The organism is Bacterioplanes sanyensis, from assembly GCF_002237535.1.
GTDB classification, from domain to species: Bacteria; Pseudomonadota; Gammaproteobacteria; order Pseudomonadales; family Oceanobacteraceae; genus Bacterioplanes; species Bacterioplanes sanyensis_A.
In genome coordinates this window covers 3293885-3315191 of record NZ_CP022530.1, presented here as the reverse complement: position 1 = coordinate 3315191, position 21307 = coordinate 3293885, and the positions used below count along the sequence as shown (strand labels likewise).

17 protein-coding genes are annotated in these 21307 nt (G+C 54.4%); 5 read left to right on the top strand and 12 right to left on the bottom strand.

Annotated features, from left to right (window positions below; all coding sequences use genetic code 11):
* The first annotated feature begins 112 nt into the window (after positions 1–112).
* Positions 113–664 carry an isochorismatase family protein gene (locus CHH28_RS15285; protein ID WP_094062107.1) on the top strand — a complete coding sequence of 184 codons (552 nt, stop codon included), beginning with the start codon at positions 113–115 and terminating at the stop codon, positions 662–664.
* A gap of 113 nt (positions 665–777) precedes the next feature.
* Here the strand turns inward: CHH28_RS15285 and CHH28_RS15280 are convergent, their stop codons facing one another.
* Positions 778–1527: a substrate-binding periplasmic protein gene (locus CHH28_RS15280; protein ID WP_094061124.1), complete on the bottom strand. Its 750-nt coding sequence runs from the start codon at positions 1525–1527 to the stop codon at positions 778–780.
* A 159-nt stretch (positions 1528–1686) separates the two neighbouring features.
* Positions 1687–4080, bottom strand: coding sequence for an endopeptidase La (gene lon, locus CHH28_RS15275; protein WP_094061123.1), 2394 nt, complete (start codon positions 4078–4080; stop codon positions 1687–1689).
* Positions 4081–4237: 157 nt separating this feature from the next.
* On the opposite strand from lon, the gene CHH28_RS15270 reads away from it, so the two are divergent.
* Positions 4238–5149 (top strand): DMT family transporter, encoded by a 912-nt coding sequence (locus tag CHH28_RS15270; protein WP_094061122.1) that lies wholly within the window; start codon positions 4238–4240, stop codon positions 5147–5149.
* Between the two features lie 75 nt (positions 5150–5224).
* Here the strand turns inward: CHH28_RS15270 and CHH28_RS15265 are convergent, their stop codons facing one another.
* Positions 5225–6745: an aldehyde dehydrogenase family protein gene (locus tag CHH28_RS15265; protein WP_094061121.1), complete on the bottom strand. Its 1521-nt coding sequence runs from the start codon at positions 6743–6745 to the stop codon at positions 5225–5227.
* A 228-nt stretch (positions 6746–6973) separates the two neighbouring features.
* Between CHH28_RS15265 and CHH28_RS15260 the strand changes: the two genes are divergently transcribed.
* The gene (locus tag CHH28_RS15260; protein ID WP_094061120.1) at positions 6974–7882 is read left to right on the top strand and encodes an AraC family transcriptional regulator; all 909 of its coding nucleotides are present in this window, start codon (positions 6974–6976) and stop codon (positions 7880–7882) included.
* A 178-nt stretch (positions 7883–8060) separates the two neighbouring features.
* Here the strand turns inward: CHH28_RS15260 and CHH28_RS15255 are convergent, their stop codons facing one another.
* From CHH28_RS15255 to CHH28_RS15225, 7 genes are all read right to left on the bottom strand, one after another.
* Positions 8061–8708, bottom strand: coding sequence for a response regulator transcription factor (locus tag CHH28_RS15255; protein ID WP_094062106.1), 648 nt, complete (start codon positions 8706–8708; stop codon positions 8061–8063).
* An 8-nt stretch (positions 8709–8716) separates the two neighbouring features.
* Positions 8717–10126 (bottom strand): cache domain-containing protein, encoded by a 1410-nt coding sequence (locus tag CHH28_RS15250; RefSeq protein ID WP_094061119.1) that lies wholly within the window; start codon positions 10124–10126, stop codon positions 8717–8719.
* Between the two features lie 43 nt (positions 10127–10169).
* Positions 10170–11462, bottom strand: coding sequence for a TRAP transporter large permease (locus CHH28_RS15245; RefSeq protein WP_094061118.1), 1293 nt, complete (start codon positions 11460–11462; stop codon positions 10170–10172).
* Positions 11459–11998, bottom strand: coding sequence for a TRAP transporter small permease subunit (locus CHH28_RS15240; RefSeq protein WP_094061117.1), 540 nt, complete (start codon positions 11996–11998; stop codon positions 11459–11461). Before CHH28_RS15240 ends, CHH28_RS15245 begins: the two co-directional genes overlap by 4 nt.
* A gap of 57 nt (positions 11999–12055) precedes the next feature.
* Complete coding sequence (locus tag CHH28_RS15235; RefSeq protein ID WP_199244111.1) at positions 12056–13126, bottom strand: TRAP transporter substrate-binding protein; 1071 nt, start codon at positions 13124–13126, stop codon at positions 12056–12058.
* Positions 13127–13467: 341 nt separating this feature from the next.
* On the bottom strand, positions 13468–14061 hold the full coding sequence (locus tag CHH28_RS15230; RefSeq protein ID WP_199243924.1) for a lytic transglycosylase domain-containing protein: 594 nt from the start codon (positions 14059–14061) through the stop codon (positions 13468–13470).
* The gene (locus CHH28_RS15225) at positions 14055–15797 is read right to left on the bottom strand and encodes a proline--tRNA ligase (protein ID WP_094061114.1); all 1743 of its coding nucleotides are present in this window, start codon (positions 15795–15797) and stop codon (positions 14055–14057) included. Before CHH28_RS15225 ends, CHH28_RS15230 begins: the two co-directional genes overlap by 7 nt.
* Before the next feature lie 169 nt (positions 15798–15966).
* Here CHH28_RS15225 and CHH28_RS15220 point away from each other — a divergent pair, with 169 nt between their 5' ends.
* Complete coding sequence (locus tag CHH28_RS15220) at positions 15967–16581, top strand: DUF938 domain-containing protein (protein WP_094061113.1); 615 nt, start codon at positions 15967–15969, stop codon at positions 16579–16581.
* Positions 16582–16736: 155 nt separating this feature from the next.
* Positions 16737–18020, top strand: a complete 1284-nt coding sequence (locus CHH28_RS15215) for a diguanylate cyclase (protein WP_199243923.1) — start codon at positions 16737–16739, stop codon at positions 18018–18020.
* Positions 18021–18174: 154 nt separating this feature from the next.
* On the opposite strand, the gene CHH28_RS15210 is transcribed toward CHH28_RS15215, so the two are convergent.
* Positions 18175–19419: an SO2930 family diheme c-type cytochrome gene (locus CHH28_RS15210; RefSeq protein WP_094061111.1), complete on the bottom strand. Its 1245-nt coding sequence runs from the start codon at positions 19417–19419 to the stop codon at positions 18175–18177.
* Positions 19420–19478: 59 nt separating this feature from the next.
* Entirely contained in the window at positions 19479–21302 is a 1824-nt protein-coding gene (locus CHH28_RS15205) for a parallel beta-helix domain-containing protein (protein WP_094061110.1), read from the bottom strand.
* Between the last annotated feature and the right edge of the window lie 5 nt (positions 21303–21307).

Below are 21307 nucleotides of genomic sequence, written 5' to 3'. Positions count from 1 at the left end.
CCCGCTCCTCTGAAGTGCTCGGGCTGTGGCCAGCGTCACTGCCCGCTGGGCAATTTACACAATGGGCTCTGGAGCAGCAAAATCCATGAACCAACCTTTGTCGAGAATGCATATGACCAGTTTTACCCGTTTGCATAAAGAAACCACCGGTTTGATTCTGGTGGATGTGCAAGGCAAGCTAGCTGAGCAAATGCCGGAGTTCGACGGTTTAATACAAGCGCTCACACAACTAATAAAAGGCGCTCAGCTGCTGGGCTTGCCGATTATTACCATGGAGCAACTGCCAGAAAAGCTTGGCCCCACCCGTCACGAGCTGCGGCCATTGCTGAGCGATGCACCGCTCAGCAAATCAACCTTCAGCGGCATGGCAACGCCGACCATCGAGCAAGCGATTGAATCTGCACAACGTAACCAATGGCTGGTGGCCGGCATCGAGGCGCATGTGTGTGTCTATCAAACCGTGATGGATTTACTCGAAGAGCGCTATCAGGTGCACCTAGTGACCGACGCCATTCGCTCACGCAATGCCGATAATCGCCGTTTGGCTGTCGATAAAATGCTGACCATGGGCGCAGACGTCACTTCGGTTGAAATGGCGCTGTTTGAACTGCAGCAACAAGCGCAGGGTGAAGTATTTAAACAGCTCATTCAACTGATTAAATAGCGGTAGCATCTTTTTTGGCCAGCTCGGCATTAGAACTGGCCAGCTTTGCGTAATGGGCATTTTCTGCGCTGGTGGCGGCCAGTTTTGTGCTGGTGGCGGTGAGCGCTTTAGTGCTAATACTGCTCTGAAATCTCTCGCCAGCGGTGCTGGTTGTCTGCTTCAGCCAACGCGTCGTCTAACCACTTAATTAGCTCAGCCGACCATTCTGGCTGAGCGGATAAACCCAAATACAACGGTTTTTCGGGCAAACATCCGGCGACGGTAATGGCGCCCGGCATCATTTCTAGGCGCTTTAACGTGTGCTGAGTCACACGAACATCATCCAAATACAGGTCGATGCGCTCACGTTGCAACATGGCGATCAATCGTTCACTCGGCTCTGCGCCGGCAATGGCGTGCACGCTACCTGGCTTTGCGCCGGCAATGTAAGCGTCTATCTCCGGGCTGTAGCCGTAACCTTGCACCACTCCCAACACGCTGTGTTGCAGGGCTGCCATATCCGTGTAAGTCCAATCAGAGCCTGGGCGTTTAAAAAAGCAGTCCTGATAACTCATGGTTGGGCTGGCTGGCATCAGCACGCCGTCGGCTTCACCTGGTACCAAAGTTAGCAGGCCGTCGATATGACCGAAGCGAACTTCCTGCAGCGCACGCGACCAAGGGATGACCTGGATATCGAGTGTGATGTTGCGCTGTGCAAACAGCTCGCGCAGATAATCGCTGACAATGCCGCTGCCATCGCTGCAGCTATAGGGGCACCAATCGGCGGCGGCAAAGGTCATGGAAGAGGGGATGTGGGCATCGGCGCAGGCGCCGCCACTGCTAAGCAGCATCATTGCCACCATGGCGATATTCTTCAGCCGCATCGTGTCACGAACTCATGCTGGAGGAGGGCGCCGCTATGGCAGCATGAAAAGCTAGAGCTGTCAAAACAAGGTGTGGTTATTGTGCTCATCAATGACATGGCGCAATAACAGCCAGGGTGCTGTCGCGCGCTGGCTGTTCCGAGTAGGCTTAGCGGTGTCTTAGGCGTTGAATACCTGTTCGAACACGTCGTCGTAATGCTTAGCAAAATGCACCGTCATGCCATCACGAATGTGCTCTGGCAGTTCGTCGTAATCGCGGCGATTGGCTTCTGGCAAAATGACTTCCATGATTTTTGAGCGCCGCGCAGCGATGACTTTTTCACGAATGCCACCCACCGGCAGTACTTGCCCGGTCAGGGTAATTTCCCCAGTCATGGCCAGTGGTCGGTTGATGCGCTTACCAGTCATCAGCGAAATTAACGCCGTGGTCATGGTGACACCGGCGCTGGGGCCGTCTTTGGGCGTTGCACCTTCGGGCACGTGCAGATGCACCATGCGCTGATCGAAGAAATCACCCCCACCTGCGCCGTTGCGATAGCGCTGCGCATGTTGGCAGACAAAGCTGTAGGCCAAATCAGCGGACTCTTTCATTACATCGCCGAGCTTGCCGGTGAGTTTCAAGCCGCGACTGGCGCTGTGTACACTGGCGGCTTCCACTGGCAAGGTGGCGCCGCCCATGGCAGTCCAGGCCAGCCCGGTGACCACGCCGACACCGCGAATAATACGTTCCTGGCGAAACACCGGTTGGCCAAGAAACTCGTGCAGGTTTTTGCCGCTGACAGAAACTTTTTTCTCGCCGCCAATCAGTTTAACCACCGACTTTCTAGCGATTTGCTGCAGTTGTTTTTCCAAGTTTCGCACACCGGATTCACGAGCGTAGCCGTCGATGACTTTTCGCAAGGTGGCATCACTGATGCTGATTTGCGATTTTTTCAGCCCATTGCGCTCCAGAACGCGTGGCCATAAGTGCGTACGCGCAATGGCCAGCTTTTCTTCTGCGATGTAGCCTGACAGCCGAATGGTATCCATCCGATCCAGCAGCGGCCCAGGAATGCTGTCCAACTGGTTGGCGGTACAGATAAACAGCACTTTGGATAAGTCCAAACGCAGATCGAGGTAATGGTCGAGAAACTCTTTGTTTTGCTCAGGATCGAGCACTTCTAATAACGCCGACGCCGGGTCGCCCTGATAGGAGGTGCCCATTTTATCGATTTCATCCAGCATGATGACGGGATTGGCGACATCCACATCTTTTAACGCCTGTACCAGTTTACCCGGCATGGCGCCAACGTAGGTGCGGCGGTGACCTTTGATTTCCGCTTCATCCCGCATGCCACCGACACTGAAACGATAAAACTTGCGCCCCAAGGCTTCTGCAATGGAGCGGCCAATGGAGGTTTTTCCCACTCCGGGAGGTCCGGCCAGCAGCATAATGGAGCCGGAGATTTCCTGCTTAAAAGCACCAACGGCGAGAAATTCTAAAATACGCTCTTTAACATCATCCAAGCCAGCATGATGCGCATTCAGGGTCTCGCGCGCATGGTTTAGGTCGAACTGGTCGGCGGAGTAAGTACCCCAAGGAAGACTGGTTAGCCAGTCGAGGTAATTGCGGGTCACGCCAAATTCAGAGGAGCCAGTTTCCAGCATGGAGAACTTGCGCAACTCTTCATCGAAGCGCTTTTGCGCTGCCTCGGGCAAGGTTTTGCCGTCCAGACGCTGATGAAACTCATCGATGTCGGCGGTTTTATCGTCCTTGGATATGCCCAACTCTTTTTGAATGGTTTTCAGCTGCTCACGTAAGAAAAATTCACGCTGATGCTGGCTGATGTTTTGGTTGACGCTTTCGCTGATTTCCGCCTGCAGTTTGGCGACATCAATTTCTTTTTTAAGCAGCAACAGTACTTTTTCCATGCGCTTTTGCAGCGGGATAGTTTCCAGCACTTCTTGCAGAACTTTACCCTCAGCGGTGGTAATGGCGGCAGCAAAGTCGGTTAATGGTGAAGGGTCGTTCGGGCTAAAGCGATTGAGGTAGTGCTTTAACTCCTCGGAATAGAGCGGATTCAGCGCCACCAGCTCTTTGATCGAATTAATGATGGCCAGTGCATAGGCTTTGATTTCATCATCAAATTGGGTGTTGTGGCTGGGGTAATGTACGCGCGCTAAAAATGGCGGTTTGTTAGCGATCCATTCCAATAGCCGGAAGCGGCGAATGCCTTGGGCAATGAATTGAATTCGGCCATCTTCTGCTTGCACTTTGTGCACACGAGCAACACAACCAATGAGTGGCAGCGCATCCGCTGTGGGTACCTGCTGGCTGGATTTATCGTCCACAAACGCCAGGCCAATTAACTTGTGCTCAGTTTTACTGACGCGCTCTAACGTATCGGACCACAGCTTGGCATCGACAATAACCGGCTGCACTTGTGCCGGAAAGAATGGTCGGCCATTGACCGGCAGCACATGAATGCGGTCTGGCAATATTTCATTGGCCTGTACTAGGCCAGTAGCGGCCTCTTCGTCGCGACCAATAAACTCGTGGGATTTCTCAGACATACAAAGCCTCCTTATGAAAGGCTTAGTGGGGGTGGCCTGCGGGATTTCAACAACGGCCAGTGTAGAACAGGAAAAACTGACGATTTCTTTAGTCAGCCTAGACGGTATGATGTGGCAGCTTCATTCAACAGATCTATTGCGATTCACGAGGTAAGAAATGCACTCAGAACGACGCGCCTTGATGCTGGCGCTGGCCGCGGTATTGCTGTGGTCGACGGTGGCGACGGCGTTTAAATTGGCGCTGGCGGAGCTGTCGCCGCGCTGGCTGCTGGCGGTAGCGAGCTTGGCGTCATTGGCGTTTTTATCTGGCTATCTGCTGTATACGTCGCAACTGAAAACAGCGTTGCAAAATTTGCGCGAAACGCCGTGGTTTTATCTGCGCCAAGGGCTGATCAACCCATTGCTGTACTACCTGATTTTATTTCAGGCCTATGACTTACTGCCGGCGCAGCAGGCGCAGTCGATCAATTACACCTGGGCGCTGACCATGAGCTTGTTGGCGGTACCTTTATTGGGGCAAGCACTGTATGCCCGCGATATGGTGGCGCTGACCCTGGCATACCTCGGGGTGGTGGTGATAGCGACCAAGGGAGATCCGCTGGCGCTGCAGTTTGACAGCCCGCTGGGTGTGGCGTTGGCGCTGTTGAGTACCTTGTTGTGGGCTCTGTATTGGATCTGGAATACTGCTGGCAAACACGCGCCGCATGTTAGTTTGTGGTGTGGCTTTGCGCTGGCAACGCCGTTGATTTGGCTGGTGGCCTGGTTCTGGGATGGCTGGCCGGGTGCTACGTTGTTGAGCCAAGCAGGAGCGGCAGCGGTGTACGTTGGGCTGTTTGAAATGGGCGTGACCTTTTTACTCTGGCAAACGGCGATGTCGTCCACGCAGCGCACCGCGGCGATCAGTTCGTTGATATTTTTATCGCCGTTTTTATCGCTGATCTTTATCAGCCAGATTCTGGGTGAGCCAATTCACCCAGCCACCTTTATTGGCTTGGTGTTGATTATCAGTGGTTTGGTGATTCAAAAAATGCCTAAGCGGGGCTCGGGCTCACAAGCAGCGAGTAGCTAGACTGAGCAGGTTGGGAACCAAGTGTGCACCATAGCCCTCGAGAGAGGGCTATGGTTTTCAAGCGGCTAACAGGCTCTAGAAAAAGCCCAGCGGGCTGGTGCTGTAACTGACCAGCATGTTTTTGGTTTGCTGGTAATGATCGAGCGCTTTTTTGTGCGTTTCCCGGCCAATACCCGATTTTTTGTAACCACCAAATGCCGAGTGCGCAGGGTAGGCGTGATAGCAGTTGACCCACACACGCCCGGCCTGAATGGCACGACTGGCGCGATAGGCGCGGTTGGTGTCGCGCGTCCATACACCGGCACCTAAACCAAACTCAGTGTCGTTGGCGATGGCAATGGCTTCTTCTTCGTCGCGGAAAGTGGTCACGCCCACCACCGGGCCGAAAATTTCCTCTTGGAATACCTTCATATCATTGCTGCCTTTGAGCAAGGTCGGCTGCACGTAATAGCCGCCGCTAAAGTCACCGCCCAGCTCGGCAGCCGCGCCGCCAATAAGCACTTCTGCGCCTTCTTTTCGGCCGATGTCGAGGTACGACATGATGCGCTCATATTGCTCCTGAGACGCCTGTGCGCCGACTTGGGTATCGGTGTCCAGCGGGTTGCCACGGCTGATATTTTGCGCGCGTTGCACCACCATGGCGATAAAGTCGTCGTAGATGTCTTGCTGAATCAAGGCGCGTGACGGGCAGGTGCAGACTTCGCCTTGGTTGAAGAACGCCAATACCAAGCCTTCAACGCATTTGCTCAGATAATCGTCTTCATGGCTCATCACATCGCTGAAATAAATGTTGGGCGACTTACCGCCCAATTCCACCGTTGACGGGATCAGTTTATCGGCGGCGCAGCGCAGTATGTGCTGGCCCACCGGGGTAGAGCCGGTAAAGGCGATCTTAGCGATGCGATCGCTGGTCGCCAGCGCTTGGCCGGCTTCCTCACCCAGCCCGTTGACCACGTTGATCACGCCGGCTGGCACTAAGTCGGCAATGAGCTCCATAAACAGCAAAATAGAAGCCGGTGTTTGCTCAGCCGGTTTTAATACCGTGCAATTGCCTGCTGCCAGCGCCGGCGCCAGCTTCCAAGCCGCCATTAACAACGGGAAGTTCCAAGGAATGATTTGGCCCACCACGCCCAGCGGTTCGTGTACGTGGTACGCCACCGTGTGTTCATCAAGCTCGGCCATCGAGCCTTCTTGGGCACGGATGCAGCCAGCAAAGTAGCGGAAATGATCGGCGGCCAGGGGAATGTCGGCGGCTAGGGTTTCGCGCACGGCCTTACCGTTGTCCCAGGTTTCCGCCACGGCGAGCATTTCCAGATTTTGTTCAATGCGATCGGCAATTCTCAGCAGCACATTGGAGCGTTCAGTGACCGAGGTTTTCCCCCAAGCGGGTGCGGCGCTGTGGGCAGCGTCGAGGGCACGTTCAATGTCGGCGGCATCGGAGCGGGCTACCTGGCAAAACACCTGACCATTCACTGGGCTGATGTTGTCCATGTAACGACCGGCGATCGGTGCCACCCATTCGCCACCGATAAAGTTGTCGTAACGTTCGGCAAATTTCACCACAGCGCCGGCGCTGCCTGGATTGGCGTAAATCATTGGATACTTCCTCTTATTGTTGTGAGTACACTGCCGTTGGCATTAAGTCGCATTGCGATGCCAGGGCGGGTCGACTTTTAATGAGCGTTGCTGGCGGGCATTGCCGCGAGCAAGCTGTATTACTGTCGACGGGCATTACCACCCTAAGTGCTGCCGAGCAGTAACGCTTGTCTGCCAGTCCGCAACTGTGGACTCTCAATCCAATGGCCGAGATCGGTGGGAGGAAATATGCTCAATACGTCGCTCAGTCGGTTGCGCCAGCGCGGGCCGCAACAGCTGGTTGAAAACCGCACGGTGTTTTTTCGCCAGGACGTCGAGTTGTCGATTTACGACACCTATGCCGCCGCCTCAAACGTTGCTCTAGCAGCCGACGAAGTGCTGTATTGCGCCATGATTCAAGGGCGCAAAGAGATGCACGGCCCCCATGCTCGCCAGCGTTTTGTGCCGCATGAGTCCTATGTGCTGGCGCCGGGGCAGCAGGTGCTGATCGACTTTCCCGAAGCACGCATGGAGCAGCCAACGACGTGCTTGACGGTGTCCGTCGACAGCCAAAAAATCCATCAGTTGTGTGAACAGCTAGAACAGCAGTCTCCGCTGCCGCAGGATCTTGGCAGTTGGGACGAGGTGCGGCCTCAGACGTGGCACAGCCACCACTCGAGGGCGACACAAGCGCTATTGGAGCGCATTGCAGCGAGCTTTCTGCAAGCGGATGAGGACCAAGACTTAGTGCTCAGTTATGGCGTGGATGAATTGTTGTGCCGCTTGCTGCGCCAGCAAGGGCGCGAGTTTTTATTGGCGTGCGCGCAGCGCGATCCGGAGCAGAACTCGATGACGGCGGTATTGCACCATATGGAGCAGCATTTGGCTGAGCCGCTGGACATCGATCAGTTATGTCGTATCAGTTGCATGTCGCGCAGCAAGTTTTATCAGTCGTTTCGGCGTTTATTTCACTGCTCGCCCAACGAATACTTGCTGCAGCAACGCCTGGCGAGGGCCAAGCAGTTGCTGACACAAGGTCGGGCCGTGACCCGGGTAGCGTTTGATGTCGGCTTTCAAAGTGTGAGCCACTTTTCACGCCGTTTTCACCAATGCTTTGGTGTATCACCCAGCCGCTTTCGCCAGCAAGCTGTGGCTTAGTGCTCAGCGTTGCTCACGCTGTTCAAGCCGCATTAACAGCCACATTCGGTGCTGGCCCTGCGTTCTGCGCAGTGAGACCTGGGAACCGAGACCTGGGTACCGAGGCCTAGGTACTGGGCACTAGCCTTCACGGCCGCTTTTTCACCGACACAGCAGAGCAGTGGCCACCGGCACTGACTTAGCTGTTGCGGGTAATGCCGTTGTCCAAGGCGTAGCGAACCAAGCCAGCAGACGTTGAAATATTCAGCTTTTGCTTGATCTTCATGCGGTGGGCTTCGACCGTGCGCACAGAGATATCCAGTTCACGGGCGATTTCTTTATTGCCCATGCCCTCGGCCAGCAGCGCCAACACATCTTCTTCACGCGGGCTCAAAATGTCGTCATTTTGATTACTGCGCATGTTGCCGATGTCACTGAACAATACGTGTGACACGCTTTTGCTGAAGTAGGTGGCACCTTGATTAACGGTTTGTACTGCCAGCAGCAGTTCTTCCACTGATACGTCTTTCAGTACGTAACCGGCGGCACCGGCTTTGATCAGATTCAGCATGTATTCGCGATCGTCGTTCATGGTAACGATCAAAATACGGATGTCCGGGTGCTGGGCTTTAAACGCCTTACAGGCTTCGATGCCGTTCATAACAGGCATCGAAATATCCAGCATCACCACGTCCGGTTTGTGTTCAACCGCCGCGTCCAGCGCCTCCTGGCCGTTGCTTACCGCAGCCACGACATTGATGTCGCCTTCTGCTTCTAGGCTGACTTTGAGTCCTTCACGGACCATAGGATGATCGTCAGCGATAATGATATTGATGGGTTTGCTCATGGTGACCTTCACTTGTCTGATTCGCCCTCGATGGGCTCAGGGGGAACCGCGTGCTGCTTGAGTACGGGTTCAGGGTTTAAAAATAGTACGGCGATGATTTGTGTGCCTTTTTGCGCCCAGCTGCGCACGGTCAGCTTGCCGCCCAGCAGCTCCAGGCGTTCGCGCATGTTCATAATGCCAATGCCATCGGCGCCTTCATGCGGGGTAAAGCCACGGCCGTTGTCTTGCATTTCGACTTCGATGCGATTTGGGTAAGGGCGCACATCCAGCTGAAAACGGCTAGCATCGGCGTGCTTGCGCACATTGGTGATGCCTTCTTGGATCAGCCGGTAAACGGTCATTTCGATGGCGTCAGGCAGGCGCGTATCGGGCAGACGAATGTACCGTTTCACCTCGATGTCACCGCTGCTGGACAGATCATCGAGCAGGGCGTGCATGGCCGCTTCTAAGCCTAAATCGTCCAGCATCACTGGGCGCAGATTATGCGATACGCGGCGCACTTCCTGAATCGACTCGTTCAACATTTCGATACCGCGTTCCAGATGCTCTTTAGCACTGTCGCTGCCCCACTGTTTGACCGCTAGATTCAGACGCAATTTGGCGGACACCAGAATCTGGTTCACGCCGTCGTGCAGTTCGCGGGCGAACACTCGCCGCTGCACCACTTGAAACTCTACCGAGCGATGCGCCAGTTCCCGCAGGCGCTCATCCGCCTGTGACGTGGCGTGTACGTTAATCAGCACCACGATCACGATCACCAGCGCTAGGGTGATCGCCAACAGCAAGCTGGCAACCAAAAAGGTTTGGCTGATGTTGGCATCAACGCGCTGTTGCAGTTGTAGGATTTCGGATTCAATGTCGTCGATGTACAAGCCGGTGCCGAGCATCCAATTCAGCTCGGGAATCAGCACCACATAGGCGAGCTTGTTTTCAACGTGATTGACGGAGGGCTTGTGCCAGGAATAGCGGTAAAAACCACCGCCGTGATTGGCGATGGCGAGCAGATCCTGAATGACAGGCTGGCCGTTGCGGTCACGGTATTCCAGCATGTTGTTGCCAATCAGATTGTTCAGCGCTGGGTGGACTAAGTTCACGCCTTGCTGATCGTAGGCGAAGAAATAGCCATCCGGGCCAAACGTCATGCTTTCGATGATGCTTTTAACCTCATACTCCACACGCGACTGCTGCATGCCGCTATCCAGCTCTGCCAGGATGGGTTGGATCGACGTCATCGCCAGATTGACATAGTCCTCCAGCGCGCGACGTTTGTTCTCCATGACGGTTTCTTCAAAAATGGCTACTTGCCGATGCGACAGCTCCTGCGCCTGACGTTGAGTAATCCAAGTCAGGGTCAGGGTGATGGCGACCAACGGCAATATGGTCAGCAGCAATATTTTGGTTTTTAGCGTCAGATTCATCAGGTTCAACACAACAAAGCGGCCGCGAAAGTGCGGCCGAGGGTCAATCTACCAGTCCATAAAACTCGGGGAACAGCAGTATCGAAATCACCACCCCAACTTGCATCAGGATAAACGGCACCACGCCACGATAAATATCAACCGTTTGAATGCCCGGCGGGGCAACCCCTTTCAGGTAAAACAGGCTGAAACCAAAGGGCGGTGTCAGGAACGATGTCTGCAAGTTCATGGCAATGAGTATGGCGAACCACACCGGCGCAATGTCGAGTGCAATGGCCGCAGGTGCCAACATCGGCACAATGATAAAGCTGATTTCGACAAAGTCGATAAAGAAACCCAGAATCAAAATCGCCACCATCGACAGAATCAAAAAGCCCATGGCGCCGCCTGGCAGGTTAGACAGTACCTCTTCGACAATGTAATCGCCGCCGGTGTAGCTGAAGGCCATCGAGAACGCCGTTGCACCGAGCAAGATGGCAAACACCATGGCGGTAATCTTGACCGTTTCCTGCGCCGACTCGTACAGCATTTTCCAGCTGAACTGGCCATAGACTGCCGCCAATAGAATCGCACCAATACCGCCGAGTGCCGAGGATTCCGTCGGCGTGGCGATGCCTGCAAAAATAGAGCCCAGCACGACCAGGATCAGGCCCAGCGGTGGAATGATGGCCTTTAAGGCGCGCAAGTAATGTTCGCGGCGGTGCTCAATGTCCTCATCGGCTGGCATGGCCGGCGCTGCTTCAGGTTTGAAAAAGCTGTAGGCCAGAATGTAGATGACATAAATGCCGATCAGAACAAAACCTGGGCCAACGGCCGCTTGGAATAAATCACCCACAGGGATGCCCAGTACGTCGCCCAAAATAATCAAAATGATCGACGGTGGAATGATTTGCCCCAAAGTACCGGACGCGCAAATGGTGCCGCAGGCAAGGGATTTGTCGTAGTTGTACTTCAGCATCACTGGCAGCGAGATCAAACCCATCGCCACCACCGAAGCGCCGACTACGCCGGTAGAGGCGGCCAGTAATGCACCAACCAGCACGGTTGAAATGGCCAAGCCACCGCGTACGCCGCCGAACAATTTGCCCATCGACTCCAGCAGCTGTTCAGCCAAACGGGTTTTTTGCAGCACGATGCCCATAAAAATAAACAGTGGCACGGCCATCAATACGACATTTTCCATGATGCTTTGCACGCGAAACGGCATAAACGCAAACATGCTGGGGCCTTCGGCAATCAGGCCAAAAATCAGAGCGATGCCGCCAAAGGTAAAGGCGACCGGGAAGCCTGCCAGCAGCGCCAGCAGGGCAACAAAAAACATCACAATACCGATCATAGCGACGACTCGTGGTTATTATGTGAATCGGTGTCTTGCGGGTTTTGCAAATGCAAGATGCTCGAAATAATCAGGCCAAGGCCTGCGACGGCGGTGGCAAAAAAGGCAAATGGAATCACCGCTTTGATAATCCAACGATAGGGTAAGCCGCCGGGGTCGCCTGAGGTTTCGCCCAGTTCAAACGCTTCGTAAGCAAAGCCAACGCCGTAGTAACCCACCAATAAGCAAAAGGGCAACAGCAGCACCAAGCCGCCAACAATGTCGATCAGTGCTTGTTTGCGCACGGATAAGCGCTCGTAAATTAAATCAACCCGTACATGGCCGCCGGCGCGCAGTGTGTAGGGCACACCCAGCATGAACATGGCAGCAAATAAGTGCCATTCCATTTCCTGCGAGCCGATCCACACCGCATTAAAGGCGTAGCGTGCCACCACGTTGATAAAGACGTTGACCAGCATTAACAGAAATAAAACGGACGATATGGCGCCCAATACATCGGAAAAGCGGTTAATGGCGGTTTCTGCTTGCTTCAGCATGACAATCTCCACGTCGACGGCGCCCGCAATACTGATGGCGGGCGCCGAGTTGGGGCATTACTGGGCAATGCTGTTCAAGTAGGCTTTGTCGGAAATGTCTGTCCAGCGGCGAACGGTTTTCAGGTAGTTCGCCTGTGATTCCAGAATTTCTTTAGCCAGTGGGTCTTCTTTGGCTTTTTCGGTCAGCAGCTCATCGTTGGCGGTGCGCAGAGCGGCCATCACGTCCTCAGGGAAGGAGCGGATTTTCACGTTAGGGTAATCTTTTTCAATGATTTCAAGATTTTTCGCTGACTCGTGATACGAGTGAATGTACATATCATAAGCCGCGGTACGCATGGCGACGCGCAAGATTTCTTGCAGGTCGGCTGGCAGACGATCCCAGGCGCGTTTATTGATCATAAACTGCAGTTCAGTCGCTGGCTCGTGCCAACCGGTGTAGTAATAAGGGGCAATTTTATGGAAGCCCATGCGCAAATCGAGTGACGGACCCACCCACTCCAGCGCGTCGATGGTGCGACGCTCCAATGCGGTGTACAGCTCACCGGCAGGAATGTTGGTGGGGCTGGCGCCCAGTTTCGCCAGTACTTCGCCAGCAAAACCAGGAATGCGCATTTTCAGACCTTTCAGGTCTTCCAGTGAGGTAATTTCTTTTTGGAACCAGCCGCCCATTTGGTTGCCGGTGTTACCGCCAGGAAAGCTCAGCAGGTTGTATTTGCTGTACACCTTTTCCATCAGCTCCATGCCGCCGCCGTGATAGAACCAGGCGTATTGCTCCGGAGCTGTCATGCCAAACGGCATGGTGGTGAAGTACAAGGTCGCAGGGACTTTGCCTTTCCAGTAGTAAGAAGCGGAGTGGCCCATGTCATACTGACCAGCGCGCACCATGTCGAACACACCCAGCGGTGCTTTGTGTTTGTTTTTGGAATCAATGGTTATCTTTAACCGGCCATTGGACATCTTCTCTGCCATGGCGGCCATGTTGCGCGGGGCATCGCCAAATACCGGGAAGTTGGTTGGCCAGGTTTCAGCCATTTTCAGGCGGTACACTTTTTCTGCTTGCGCCGGGGCCGCGATGGCCAGCGCACAAGCGGCAGCGGCCGCCCAGCGCGTCAATTTGCTCAGACTCATCATATTATCGTTATCCTTCTGTGTGGTAGAAGACCACCCGTCAGCCGACGACCGCGGGCAAGGTGACTGCAGTGTGCAATGAGGCCGCTGACCATCCTATTCGCAGGACTGCGGGTTCGTTGTGGATTTTGCCTAGTGTGTATTCGTATGGGCTCTGGTCAATGGTAGGCATTAATGGCTAGAGGGAAGGTCGAGGTGGCTACTGCAAAGCTGATGAATGCTGACGTAGTACAAATGGTCTGACCAATTAACCACTGGCTTAGACTTTGGTCTGCCTGCCATCTGTGTCGGGTTGCGGTCGTTCCCGACCGCGCCGATTTAGGCTGAATTGAAGCTGGTGCCTAGTGATTAACAAACCAGTACTTTTCCCAGAACAGCAGCACTTTTTCTGGGTATTTGGTGCGTCCAAGACTGCCGTTATAGCGCGCCAGAGCGCGTATCCAGTCGCCTTTTTCTTTGTCGAGATAGTGTTTAAGAATGGTGCAGCCATAGCGCAGGTTGGTGCGGGTGACCATCAGGTTGTCGTCCGGGCGGCCAATCTCGTTTTTCCAAAACGGCATGATTTGCATATAACCCTGTGCGCCGACTACGGAAATGGCGAAACGTTGGAAAGCACTTTCGACGTGCACCACTGACAGCACCAATTCGGGTGACAGGCCCGCGCGTGTTGCCTCCTGATGCAAGATGCGCAAAAACTCTAGCCGTTTTTTGTCGTCCGGCATGTAGCGTTTCAGACGACTGGAAATGTCCACCAGCCAGACCTCGGCTTCAAAGCGATCGGCAAAAGTATCAATGCTGGCCGCAGCTTCGCTGAGTGACTGTCGCAGTTCAGGGTCAATGGCCGGCGCGGCGTTGGCCAGACCCTGCTGCGGTGCGATCAGCAGGGTGCAGAGCGCGGCGCTGGTTAGCCAGCGCCGGATGGCCGTCATTAGCATGCGATGGTCTGGCGCAAGTGATCAACGATGGCATCGACAGCAATGTCTTGGGCGTCACCGCCGCGACGTTGCTTGTACTCTACTTGACCGGCTTCCAGTCCACGGTCACTGATAACAATGCGATGTGGAATGCCCATCAGCTCCATGTCGGCGAATTTCACGCCTGGGCTGGTCTTCTTATCACGATCATCCACATAGACGTCGAAACCGGCTTGCTGCAGGTCTTGATACAGCTGCTCCGTGGCTTGCTGCACGGCTTCGCTGCGGTGCAGGTTCATTGGCACAATGCCGACGTGGAATGGGGCAATGGCGTCGGGCCAGATAATGCCGTTGTCGTCGTGGTTTTGCTCAATGGCAGCAGCGACCACGCGGCTGACGCCAATGCCGTAGCAGCCCATCATCAGGGTTTGCGCTTTGCCGTTTTCGTCCAGTACCTTGGCGTTCATCGCCTCTGAGTACTTGCGGCCGAGCTGGAAGATGTGTCCGACCTCGATGCCACGCTTGATCTCCAACGTGCCTTGGCCGCAAGGGCTAGGGTCGCCGGCTTCGACATTGCGCAGATCGACCACCTCGGGCAGTTCGGCATCGCGTTGCCAGTTAAAGCCAGCGTGATGCTGGCCTGCGTGGTTGGCACCGCAGAAAAAGTCGGCCATGTGCGCGGCGCTGCGATCAACGTAGCAACGTGCAGATAAGTTGCGCGGGCCGGTGGAGCCGGGTACGCCACCAATGCCTTGCACGTCTTCTTCGCTGGCAAACTGCAGCGGTGACAAAACGCCCGGCAGTTTTTCCGCTTTGATTTCGTTCAAGCTGTGATCGCCACGCAGGAACAGCACAACCGGTTCGCCGGCTTCACCGTCTTCGGCATCCTCCGCTTCGCTTTCACCGCGCACCACAATCGCTTTCAGTACCTGCTCCAAGCCGACATTTAGCTGCTTGGCAACGTCTTCAACTGAGGTCGCATCGCCAGTGTCGACCACGCTGAGTTCTTGGCTGGCGGCAGGGCGTTCACCGGCGGGTGCCAAGGCTTCGGCCAGCTCAACGTTGGCGGCGTAGTCACTGGCGTTGGAGAAAGCGATGTCGTCTTCGCCAGATTCTGCCAGCACATGAAACTCGTGTGAGTGAGCACCGCCGATAGAGCCGGTATCGGCCAACACGGGGCGGAAATCCAGGCCCAAGCGCTCAAAGATGCGCGTATAGGCTTGGTGCATACGATCGTACGTTTGCTGCAGGCTGTCGGCCGTCAGGTGGAAGGAGTAAGCGTCCTTCATGATAAATTCGCGCGAGCGCATCACGCCAAAGCGCGGGCGAGTTTCGTCGCGGAATTTGGTTTGAATCTGATATAGATTGATCGGCAGCTGTTTGTAACTGCTGAGCTGGTTGCGGGCCAGGTCGGTGATCACCTCTTCGTGCGTTGGGCCAACGCAAAAATCACGCTGGTGGCGATCTTTCAGGCGCAACAACTCGCCGCCGTATTGAAACCAGCGACCGCTTTCATGCCACAGTTCTGCTGGCTGCACCGCCGGCATCAACACTTCCTGAGCACCAGCGCGGTCCATCTCTTCGCGCACAATGGCCTCTACTTTGCGCAGACTGCGCAGGCCGAGCGGCATCCAGGTGTACAGTCCGGCGGCCAGTTTGCGGATCATGCCTGATCGCAACATTAATTGATGGCTGACAACCACGGCATCAGCAGGGGTTTCTTTTTCGGTGGCTAGGAGAAATTCGGTGGCTCGCATGGAAACGCAGGATTCCTGTCAAATCAGTAAACGGCAGGCAGTGTATCGCTTGGCGACGGTAGCGGCAATGCAGGCGCGGACGGACGTTGTGTTGCGTTGTTGAGCCGCTATAAGATAGTGTGCTGCAGGCCACATTTTATGGCGCCATTTATCAGCATTGGAGGTTGCGGTGACACAACCGGTTTCAGAGCCAGCTTTACCTGTATCAGAGGCCTGTTTGCGCAACCAGGCACCCATCGCCGATGTGTTGGCCGCTGAGCTGCCAGAGCAAGCCGTGGTGCTGGAAATCGGCAGTGGCACTGGCCAACATGCCGCCTACATCACGTCCAAATTGCCGGGCATAAAGTGGCAGCCCTCTGAGCTTGCTGGTCACTTAGAAGGCATCAATGCCTGGCGCTTGCGCAGTCAAAATGCCAACTTCATGCCGCCGCTGATTCTGGATGTGGCGCAGGATTTATGGCCGGTCAAACAGGTCGATGCGGTGTTCAGCGCCAACGTGGTGCATTTTGTTGGCTGGCCGCAGGTACGCAGTATGATGACCGGCATTGGCCGGGTCTTGCGGCGTGCCGGTTTGGCATTTTTGTATGGGCCATTTAATTACGCTGGTCAATACACCAGTGAGGGCAATCAGCGCTTGGACGAATGGCTGCGCCAGCGTGACCCGGAGTCCGGAATTAAAGACTTTGAGCAGGTCATCTTAGCGGCGCGTAAAGAAAAGCTGCGCTTGTTAAAGGACATTGCCATGCCGGCGAATAATCGTATGTTGGTGCTGCAAAAGTACTGACCTTAGTTGGTGTTAAGGCCTTACCTGTCTATCTGGCCAAGGCAAGGTGGTTAATAGCTTGGCGGCTATATTGGGGGTAAGCTCATAGCCGCTTTTGCCTTATGGAAGATAAACAGTCACCGTGTGCTCAGGATACTGATCTCGCGCTTCCTAGCTTGATTCATCGAAGTTTAGCGACTTACAACCCGGAGTTGCCTCTGTTGGTGCTGGCGTTTGGCCAACAGGCGATGCCACCAAGCTTGCATCAACAGCTGCGAGCAGCGGGGTTTAGCGTTAAGGTGGTTGAATCGATATCCCATCTGCTTGTGCACAAAGATAACAACGCTTGTGCATTGCTACTCAATCTCGATGGCATGAGCGAAAAACAACGCCAGCGCTTGCAACGGTTGGCGAGCCAGGATGCTCAACTGCCTGTGATTGCCTTTAGCGCCGATAATCAATTGCCAGAGCGATTGGCGGCTATTCGCATGGGAGCGGTAGCATTTCATCCTATGCCTATTCGCGGCGCGCAGGTATTGCATGAGCTGAAAGTGTTGACCGAACGTTATGAGGCTGACCCGTACAATATTCTTATTATTGAAGATCAGGTTTCTGTTGCCAGCTTCTATGCTTCGACTCTGGAACAAGCAGGCTTTCAGGCAAACATTATTTCCGACCCGATGGCGGATCTAATGACCTATTTGAACAACAATACCCCGGATTTGATTTTACTGGATTTGTACCTTCCAAGTGTCACCGGACAGGAGTTAGCTGGGATCATTCGCCAGCAAGAAAGTCTGATCAGTGTGCCGATTGTTTTTCTATCAAGTGAAATGAGTCCGCAAAAACAAATGCAAGCCATGTGTACCGGTGGCGATGCATTTTTGGCTAAGCCAGTGCAACCAGAAGATTTGTTGGTCGCGGTTGAATCTCGTGTACGCAGGGGTAGGGCTGTACGAAATCTGGTAACGACTGACCCGCTGACAGGGGTTTTTAATCGCCGTGAGGTGCTTCGTCGGTTAGCAGAGGAACTCAAGCGTGGTCAGCGTTTTGGCAGTGAACTGTGCATTGCCATGGTGGATTTGGACCATTTTAAGAAAATAAATGATGTATTTGGCCATGCCGCCGGAGATCAGGTGATTCGCCACTGTGCCATGATGTTGAGTCAGCAGTTGCAGGACAGCGATCTTGTGGGTCGTTTAGGCGGAGAAGAGTTTCTGGTGTTATTGCCAGAAACGCCGCTTGAAGCTGCTTGTGCTGCTCTGCATCAAGCAGCGCGCGGTATTGCTCAGCAACCGCCTTTGCCGACAATTAGTTATACCTTTTCTGTTGGTGTGGCTTGCAACCACCCAGGTGATAAGCCGCAAGATATATTAAATCGAGCAGATGAGCTTATGTATCAAGCAAAGCATGGCGGCCGAAACGCTATCGTGAGTGAAGCTAAGGGCGCTGGCGATTAACATCGCAAGGCAGGTATTTATTCACGCTGGCTTTTTATTCTATGGCCGTTTGTTTCAAGGTTGCTTTTTATGCGGCTGCCACCGCATACCTATTACGCTATTTATTAAGCAAAAGCTAAGGCATGCGGGCAGCTGCGATTTTTTTTCTCCGTTGCTATAAACTACACAAGCTCGGGTCCATGGCATCAATCCAGGCTTTTACTAGCGCGGTTCCCTCTTGATGAATCACATTGCGGCCAATGGGCGGCATGGCATCGCCGGGCTCTTGCGTGTGCATGCGTTGATACAACAGCGAGTTGTCGGCATCGCCTGGAATAATAATGATCGACGACTCTCCTGCACCGGATACGGCCACCGCGCAAGCACCGTGATACTGCTCATTCCCCAGCCAAGGGATGTTCCAATCGACTCGGAAGGCGGTATTGCTGGCTTGGCCTTCTTTGCGGTGGCAATGGCCGCAGTTGATATCCAGCCAGGCCTTGCTGGTGTCTTGCAGTAGCTGAGCCGACGCGGTGATGTCTGCCAGTGCGGTGCTGTCGGAAAACTCGGGTGTGCTGTCGATATCGGTATTGCTAGCTGGTAAACCTTCCAACAATCCCTCAGCTAGCCATTTTTGCAGCTGATTTTCCGGCCCTTGGCCATAGTCATAATCTGAGTTTAGATAACGTGCTTTGGGGCCAATAGGGCGGAAAAATGCTGGCGTCGGGTCAACGCCATCGACAGCATCGTCGTCACCGTTGGGGTTGAACTGATGGCAGGTGGTGCAAGAGTTTTGGTTGGGTACGGCGTAGGTGAAGTTAAAGCTCTCATTTAAGTGCTTGAGATCATCGATGACCAGGTTTTCTCCGGTGAGATCCCACTGAGCTTCTGTACCTTGCTCATTCCACACATAGGGCCGTGCGATCCAGCCGCCTTCACGTTTAATCAATAAACGTGTTTCCAATAAACGCTCATGGTCAATGCCACGTTGGCTGGTGTCGGCTGGCATGGTGAAGGTTTTGGTAATCACGGTGCCCACGGGAAAATCAAAGGTTTCGCTGGCGTGATACTGAGCTTTTTTATCCGGCGGGATAAAAACAAATCGATATTTGCTGGCGTAGTCGGTAAACAAGGGTACCGATAAATCATAGGCCAGGCCGCGAGCGCTGGGGTTTTGGGTGGGGTCGCAAGGGTTAGAAAATAACTGATAATCCGCCAAGTTCTGTGCGTCGGCGGCAATGACTTTGTCCCATTGCACACTCTTAGCAGAACTTTGGCACTGACCAGTGACGGGCGTGGTCGGGGTTGTTGGCGTTGTTGGTGTAGTCGGCTGACCAGCGTCGCCCGAAGAACCACCGGATGAGCCGCCGCAGGCACTGAGCATGGCGGCGCTGGCGATGCAAATTAAGTAGGTTTTCACAATACGTCTCCACTGACAGAGTGAATGTTTGGCAAGCCCCGCTCAGCGGGGCGTTCGGGCTACAGCGCGCAAGAACTGCTGTCGCTGTCGTCAGTGGTGCAGCCGTAACTTTGTTGATCAAAAGTCACAGTGACAGGGGTCCCGTCAAACGGCGTGGCGGGGCAACCCATAACGCCATTCGGGTCACTCATCACACGGCCGACCATAGTGGTGTCCATGCCGTATTGCTGGATCTTCGCTTGTGGACTGCCGCTGTCATCGAAGGTATGCGCGCCGGGCGTGGTCTCGAATACCGACGCTGCAAACAGCGTTTGGTCATCGATGCCGTTGTTTTGCTGGCACACGCCATCGCCGTTGTAAGTAGTGAACAACGCCATGTTGATTTGGCGGCCATCACTTTCCAGGCCATTGGCGTCCAGCGCTGCTGCCACTTGGTTAATGCCGCCGGTGACGGCTTGCAAGATGGTTTCACCAGCACCGCCGGGGTTGGGGGTGTTGGTCAGCAGCTCACCAATACCGTCGTAGAGAATGTGCGGCACGGTGGTTTGGCCCGCAGTGATATCTGGGTAGAACGCGTGGAACAGCTGATAACCTTTAACGATGTCTTCAATCAAGGAGCCTTGTGGGTTGTCGATGCCTGCAGCCACGCTGATGGCATTGTCGCGAATATGAATATTGCGCACCAATGGGCTCCAACCGTCGAGCAGAGCATTGGCGTAGGGGTGAATGTCGCCATAGCTGTTCACCGCAGGCGTTGCATCATTGCCATCTAAACCACCGACGTCGGCATTGGGTGCACTAGCGACCTGATCATCCGGTAACAGGTAGGAGGTCAGAGCAATGGCAGTGGTCTGATGATCTTTGATGACGTTGTTATAAATCTCCACATCGGAAGTCGACAGAATGATCACACCGGTACCTGGCGGGACGATATGCACGCCACCGGCAAAGTCGCCCACATTGGCGAAATTGGGGGCGTTGTTGGCCTCGATGTGGTTATCGAACACACGCACACCAGAGCCGTATTTGCCGTTGCCGATGGGCAAATCAAAAACCAGCACGCCACCTGTGTTGCCCACGGCACGGTTGCCATACACGTCGGCCAGAGTTGAGTTTTCGATCTCGATACCGGCGACGTTCTTCTCGGCAACATTATTGCGCACTACGATTTTGTCCGATTGGCCGACGTAAATGCCGGCGTCGGCAGAGCCTTTCACGTAGCTGTCTTCAATCAGCACGTTGCTGGTTTCCACCGGGTAAAGACCATAGGCGCCGTTCGTGGATTGGTAATCGGTTTCCCACACGGCCGCCACACGGCGCATGATAACGCCGTTGGATTTGGTGACTTTGAGAGCGTTATTGTTGGACTCATACACGCCAAAGTCTTCGAAGATCAGATGGTCGGTATTGTTGAATAAAAAGCCATCAGCACTGGCGCCGCTGACGTCAATGATGGTTTTGTCCATGCCTGCGCCACGAAAGGTCAAATGGCTGACCACGGTGTTGTCGACCAAACCATTGAACTCGATGGTGCTGGTGAAGTTGTAACGCCCTTGCGGCAGCACAAAGGTGTCGCCGGATTGTGCGGTGGCCAGCGCCGCAATCAGATCGTCCTGCACCTTGCTGTCGGTTAAATCATCGGCGCTACCGATGCAGACAACGCGCTGTCCGCTGGTGTCGCTGGCGCTGCAGTTAAACGCTTTGTTGAGCTCAGCAGTGACGGCGTCATTGTCATCGTCGTCATCACTGCCACAGCCAGACATGGCCAAGGAGGCGGCGGCAATGACCAACGCCAGCGAGCGCTTGGATAAGACCCGGCTATGAAATGACGCGTTTGAGGAAGAATTTCTGGCTAACCAGTTACGTTGCAAAGTGGGCTTCATGAGTT

Excerpts from the sequence above, each read along its gene's own strand:
- CHH28_RS15230 (WP_199243924.1), bottom strand. The coding sequence starts at position 14,061 with ATGCTAATGACGGCCATCCGGCGCTGGCTAACCAGCGCCGCGCTCTGC.
- CHH28_RS15240 (WP_094061117.1), bottom strand. The coding sequence starts at position 11,998 with ATGCTGAAGCAAGCAGAAACCGCCATTAACCGCTTTTCCGATGTATTG.
- CHH28_RS15280 (WP_094061124.1), bottom strand. The coding sequence starts at position 1,527 with ATGCGGCTGAAGAATATCGCCATGGTGGCAATGATGCTGCTTAGCAGT.
- lon (WP_094061123.1), bottom strand. The coding sequence starts at position 4,080 with ATGTCTGAGAAATCCCACGAGTTTATTGGTCGCGACGAAGAGGCCGCT.
- CHH28_RS15255 (WP_094062106.1), bottom strand. The coding sequence starts at position 8,708 with ATGAGCAAACCCATCAATATCATTATCGCTGACGATCATCCTATGGTC.
- CHH28_RS15285 (WP_094062107.1), top strand. The coding sequence starts at position 113 with ATGACCAGTTTTACCCGTTTGCATAAAGAAACCACCGGTTTGATTCTG.
- CHH28_RS15235 (WP_199244111.1), bottom strand. The coding sequence starts at position 13,126 with ATGAGTCTGAGCAAATTGACGCGCTGGGCGGCCGCTGCCGCTTGTGCG.
- CHH28_RS15265 (WP_094061121.1), bottom strand. The coding sequence starts at position 6,745 with ATGATTTACGCCAATCCAGGCAGCGCCGGCGCTGTGGTGAAATTTGCC.
- CHH28_RS15260 (WP_094061120.1), top strand. The coding sequence starts at position 6,974 with ATGCTCAATACGTCGCTCAGTCGGTTGCGCCAGCGCGGGCCGCAACAG.
- CHH28_RS15225 (WP_094061114.1), bottom strand. The coding sequence starts at position 15,797 with ATGCGAGCCACCGAATTTCTCCTAGCCACCGAAAAAGAAACCCCTGCT.
- CHH28_RS15270 (WP_094061122.1), top strand. The coding sequence starts at position 4,238 with ATGCACTCAGAACGACGCGCCTTGATGCTGGCGCTGGCCGCGGTATTG.
- CHH28_RS15250 (WP_094061119.1), bottom strand. The coding sequence starts at position 10,126 with ATGAATCTGACGCTAAAAACCAAAATATTGCTGCTGACCATATTGCCG.
- CHH28_RS15245 (WP_094061118.1), bottom strand. The coding sequence starts at position 11,462 with ATGATCGGTATTGTGATGTTTTTTGTTGCCCTGCTGGCGCTGCTGGCA.
- CHH28_RS15205 (WP_094061110.1), bottom strand. The coding sequence starts at position 21,302 with ATGAAGCCCACTTTGCAACGTAACTGGTTAGCCAGAAATTCTTCCTCA.